Source organism: Kocuria oxytropis, from assembly GCF_040981195.1.
Lineage (GTDB): Bacteria > Actinomycetota > Actinomycetes > Actinomycetales > Micrococcaceae > Kocuria > Kocuria oxytropis.
In genome coordinates this window covers 1-534 of sequence record NZ_JAVFXA010000105.1, presented here as the reverse complement: position 1 = coordinate 534, position 534 = coordinate 1, and the positions used below count along the sequence as shown (strand labels likewise).

The following is a 534-nucleotide window of genomic DNA, read 5'->3' as shown; positions in this document are numbered from 1 at the left end:
CTAAAATACCTTTTACTGGTTCCCATCCTTTCGGGGCTAATCCCAATTCCTGTAAAATATCGTCCTCCACTTGCTGTAAGTCTGCCTCACTATCTCCCAAATCAGCATTAATCATACCGATAGCTTGTTCGATATATTGTGGCGCTTGTGACGAATCGTAGCCCTCAGCTTTACGCAGAGCATCTACAATAGCGTCCACTACTCGCGGCATCAGCTTATTAACGTTTTTCAGTTTCGTTAATGCTTGTTTCGCGTTTAATCCTTTCGTGTCTACCTTGCTGGACGAAATCGCCCCGCTAATGGTTGACGTGCTGGATTGTAGGAAACGTGCCACCCTCTGAATTTCGGCTAAACGTTCCTGCCCCTCTTTACCCTTCAACGAGAAACGACCCTGAAAACCGTAACGTTTAAATGCTTCGGTAAACTGTAAGCCGTTTTTGACGAGCCTATCCCAACGTTTACGGGCATTGTCCAGTTCGCGGTTAATCTGTTTATTGATAGCCGCAACATCCGAGGCTTTCATCATCGGCTTAC

Annotated in this window: 1 protein-coding gene; it reads right to left on the bottom strand. The window is 46.1% G+C overall.

Annotated features, from left to right (window positions below):
- On the bottom strand, positions 1 to 534 hold a 534-nt coding region (locus QYM41_RS17805), incomplete at both ends, for a hypothetical protein (RefSeq protein WP_368801098.1).